This window comes from Betaproteobacteria bacterium (genome assembly GCA_009377585.1).
Lineage (GTDB): Bacteria > Pseudomonadota > Gammaproteobacteria > Burkholderiales > WYBJ01 > WYBJ01.
In genome coordinates, this window is sequence record WHTS01000001.1 from 1 (window position 1) to 4,399 (window position 4,399).

Consider the following 4,399-nt stretch of genomic DNA (forward strand, 5'->3'; position numbering starts at 1 on the left):
TCGCGCGTGACGTTCGCCACCGGCATGACCGTGATCAATGCCTGCAACAAGGTGATCGACGAGATGTGCGCGCGGGCGGCCAAGCTGTGGAAGGTCGATCGCGCCGACGTGATCTGGGAGGACGGCCATGCGCGCCCCGCGGGCAAGCGCGCGGGCGAGTTCGAGCCGCTGTCGTTCAAGGCCATTGCCGCCAAACGCACCGCCACGGGCGGGCCCATCACCGCTTCGGCTTCGATCAACGCCGAGGGCCAGGCGCCGGGATTCTCCGCCCAGTTCGTCGACATCGAGGTCGATCCCGAAACGGGCTATGTGAAGATTCTGCGTTTCGTCGCCGCCCAGGACGTGGGCCGCGCGATCCATCCCGCCTATTGCGAGGGGCAGATCCAAGGCGGGGTGGTGCAAGGCATCGGCTGGGCGTTGAACGAGGAGTACATCTACGATCGCGACGGCCACATGGAGAATGCGGGTTTCCTCGACTACCGCATTCCGGTCGCTTCCGACGTGCCGATGATCGAGACCATTCTGGTCGAAGTGCCGAACCCGAAGCACCCGTATGGCGTCAAGGGCGTGGCCGAGGCCAACATCGTTCCGCCCATGGCGGCGGTTGCCAACGCGATCCAGAGCGCCACGGGCTTGCGCATGACCGAGCTGCCGATGTCGCCGCCGAAGGTGCTTGCCGCGCTCGATTCGCAACGGTAGGCACAGTCGCTAGCCCAACTTCGGGCCAGGCGAGAGAGAGCCGCGGTCCGCCACGGGACATTGCCGAATCGTCCGGCGGCGGCCCGGCCGGTATCTCGTGCGAGCGCGGCGGCGAACGATGGGCTACTTGCGCAACAGCCGCCAGAGGGTCGTCTGGTCGGGAAAGCCCGTGGCTTCGAAACCGATGTCCGATTGAAAGGCGATCAGGGCGGACCGGGTTTCGTCGGTGAAGCGCCCGTCCACGGCGCCCTTGTAGAGACCGCGCCGGGTCAGCTCTTCCTGCATGCGGCGGATGGTATCGCTGTAGAGAACGGCAGTCCGCTTTCCCTCGGTGATCTTGATCCTGTCGGAATCTTGCTGCAGTCGGTCCGGGCTCAGCTTGATGAGCAGCGCATTGAGAACCGAGTACAACCGGTCCCGGGGATTGGCTTCGCAATGGTTCTGCATCACCAGCAGAAGAAGCTCGAGTGATTCGAACGGCGTTACATCGTAAGTGTCGGCGACATGCTTGTTGTATGCCGTGATGTAGCCTTCGATCCAGCCGCCGATCAGATAGTACACATTGGATCGCTTTTCGCGCTCGGTGACGAAGACCTCGCAGGGCAGGAAGCCCGCGCCTTTCATGGCGAATTTACCGCTGTCGTCGGCGCCCGCCGCGCCCGCCGCGTAGAGCATCAGCGCGAAGAGCACCGATCGAAGGTGATTCACTGGGTTCGAACGCACCTCGGACCCGCAACGCATCGGCATCGCTCGCTGCTGGCGCAGCGACATCGAACGCCATGGCAACGCCAGCACCCGGATAACCGTGCCCCTCGCTATGCCGGCGCAGCGTTCGGTACCGGACCGCTGGCGAGCATTTGCGTGCCGCAACCACGCTGCGCGCGCCGGCGGAACGCATGGATACCGAAAATGCCGCCCAGCAGAAGCATGATCGTGCCCGGTTCCGGTATCGCAGCAACGCCTGCGGGCAGGACGATCTCGTTGATGGCGCTTCTCGCGAGGCGGCTGCTGGGACCTGTCGAGCCCGATTGGAAATTGACCTCGAAGGGGTCTCCGATCTGCAGGTTGAAGCCGGCGAGATCGAAAAGGTTGCTGTACAGGTCGGGCGACTCGAACAGGTCGACTCCCGTGTTGAGAACGTTGCCGATGCCGATCGAATCCTTCCCGAGCGTACCGAAGTCATAGAATATCTGCAGCAGGTCGATGCCGAACTCGAGATCGAAGTCCAATAGCGTGCGGTTCAACAAGTCGGCTTGCACGAAGAACGTCGGGGTCACCAGGGTGACATCGTCGAGAAAGGTGATGGACGGCAAGCTATCCCACGCCGCCACCAACTCCGTAACGATCGTGTCGCCGACCTTGACTGCCTTGTCGAACAACAGCGATACGAATAGGGTCGGGTCGAGCTCGAATTCCTGCTTCAGGTCGATGGCCGGTCCCATTTCGACGTTGATGATGTCGAAGCCGACGCTGCCCAGGATTGGCAATTGGAAGGACGATCCGAACAATCCGGGCACGCCCGCGGCCGACGCAACGATGTTGTCGACGTCCAGGGTGAGATCGACCAGATCGTCCTGCCCGGTCGCCTTCAACGTTTGCGATGCGGCGTCGAGGTCGCCGCTGGCGTTCGGCTGCGGAAGATGAAGCGTGACCTCGGCCAGGCCGGCGACATCCAGGCCAAAAGGAAAGCCGTTCGCTTCGGCGGGCAGGCCGAAAACCGTAGGCGTATGACCCAGTAGCAGGATTCCGCCTTCGCCGTCGGCGTTGAAGGACAGGATCGGCGCGGTCTCGTCGATGTTGAACGGCGCGCTCGCGGATGCGCATCCGGGGCCTATCAGGCAGCCCTCCACTGCAACGCTGCCGGAGAGCTCCATGACCGCATCCACCGACACCGCGACGTTGGAAAAGGACGTATTGAGAACGTTGGTGCCTGCGAAGACACTGTTGGGATTGAAGTTGATCGGAGTCGCTTTATCGAGCGTGGCCGTATCGGGAATATCCAGCGTCGCCTGATAGGACACCGTTGCATCCACCGAGCCGCTGTCGATCTTGACGCCGAGATCGAGGCCAACGCGCCCATCCGTGGTTCCATTCAGGGCGAAGCCGGTGCGCGTGTCGACGTTGAGAAAGGAGGGAGGTGCCGTACCTAACGCGACCAACGGGAGTTTCAGCGGCTGCCCTTTGCGGCACACCGTCGCCGAAAATCCGATGCGGCAGGCTGCGAACGCCGTGTCGTAAGCGGCCCGGCTTATGAGGTCTCCCGCCCGCGCAAACTCGCAGTCGAACGCGAACGCGCCGCAGGAACGCACGCCGGGCCTCGATCCGAGCGCGGCCACGGGAGCCTGGGCCGTCTGGCCGTTGATGCAGGCACTGGCCGAGTGAAGCGCGTTGCATACCGCGAACGCGGCATCGTAGGCAAGGCGCAGAGGATTGGGGACGGGGTTGATTTCCTGGCCGACCATCGCGTCGATGTCGATTTTCTTATCTTGCCAGGCGACCCCGAGAAACGTCGTCTTGTCCAGCGTGAACGAGGTGCCGCTATTCCATATGCTTTGGCCGCTGGTCTGGAAGGACAGATCGTACGCGATGGGCGTCGCTTCGACCGCAAGCGGCGCCGCGAGCATGACAAGCGCAATAGCTACTCGAGTGGTGCCTCGCCGATTGTTCATTGCCCCTCTCCCCCGTACGCGTATGGAATAGAAGGTATGAGAAGGCCGCAAGATGCGCGCCACGACTCGACGGCTTCGACGAGGCAAGTCTCAACCCGTTGAATGAACCGTCAACTATTTTTCGTGGCTGGCGAGCGCAGACTGAAAGGAACTATTGCCTTGAGTGGTTTGTAAAAAGCCTCGACACGAGACGTGCGCCAACGCGTTTGTTTACGTAAGTGACTTGATGCCGTGCGATGGCAACGTCATGGGGTTCGGCGAGCGCGACGTCGAGGTTGATTTCGAGGCGGACTGAGTTCGCGCTTTGTAGGCGCACAGGAAACGCTCGCCGCACATGAGGCACGAACGATCGAGACGGGCGTGAGTAATTGCCCCGACAAACTACCGCAGCCCCTCGCGATTTACTTCATCGGTGAAAACGCAGTGGGGCGCAGGATGGTCGTGGTCACCTGCTCGACGATCGGCCCGTTCTTCTCACTTTCTCCGAACACGCGGGCGCGATCCGGGTCCTTGGCGAAGGTATCGAACCTGCTCACGCGCTCGTCCAGGCTCTCCCACGCGAGCATGTAGATGAGCTGGTGATCGTTGCCGCCGATGCGGTTCAGCCAGTAACCGACCTGGCGGAAGCCCTGCTTCTTGAACGCCTCGCAGGTGAAGCCGCCGAAGCGATCCGTGATGTTGGTGATCTTGCCCGGCATGGCCTGATACTCGCGCAGCTCGAACAGGTACGGGTTGCGGGTCGACGCATCCGGTCCGTAGCGCTCGCCCTTGTCGATCTGCGAGTAGGCGGTCGGCTCCATGAGCTGGTTGTGCACGCGCTTGACTAGCGGGCCGTTCTTCTCGCTTTCGGCCCAGACCTTCGCGCGCTCGGGATCGGCGCGCCATACGCCCATCTTCTGTGTGCGCTCCTCATAGCTCTCCCAGGCCCACATGTAGACCACCTGGTTGCTCTTTTCGCCCAGGAGCGGAGTCCAGAAGCCGATCAGGCGCAAGCCGTGTTGTTTCCACTTCTCGACAGTGAAACTGCCGAA

General features: G+C 62.3%; 4 protein-coding genes and 1 pseudogene. 2 read left to right on the forward strand and 3 right to left on the reverse strand.

What is annotated here, in order from left to right:
- A partial coding sequence (locus GEV05_00005) for a molybdopterin-dependent oxidoreductase (protein MPZ41789.1) occupies positions 1 to 699 on the forward strand: 699 nt, incomplete at its 5' end.
- A gap of 123 nt (positions 700 to 822) precedes the next feature.
- Here GEV05_00005 and GEV05_00010 read toward each other — a convergent pair.
- Both GEV05_00010 and GEV05_00015 read right to left on the reverse strand, forming a co-directional pair.
- Entirely contained in the window at positions 823 to 1,470 is a 648-nt protein-coding gene (locus GEV05_00010) for a hypothetical protein (GenBank protein MPZ41790.1), read from the reverse strand.
- A gap of 44 nt (positions 1,471 to 1,514) precedes the next feature.
- Positions 1,515 to 3,368, reverse strand: a complete 1,854-nt coding sequence (locus GEV05_00015) for a PEP-CTERM sorting domain-containing protein (GenBank protein ID MPZ41791.1) — start codon at positions 3,366 to 3,368, stop codon at positions 1,515 to 1,517.
- Between the two features lie 578 nt (positions 3,369 to 3,946).
- Between GEV05_00015 and GEV05_00020 the strand changes: the two genes are divergently transcribed.
- Positions 3,947 to 4,195 carry a hypothetical protein gene (locus GEV05_00020; GenBank protein ID MPZ41792.1) on the forward strand — a complete coding sequence of 83 codons (249 nt, stop codon included), beginning with the start codon at positions 3,947 to 3,949 and terminating at the stop codon, positions 4,193 to 4,195.
- Here GEV05_00020 and GEV05_00025 read toward each other — a convergent pair.
- Positions 4,145 to 4,399, reverse strand: a pseudogene (locus GEV05_00025) (NIPSNAP family protein). The gene GEV05_00020 and the pseudogene GEV05_00025 sit on opposite strands and share 51 nt — an antisense overlap.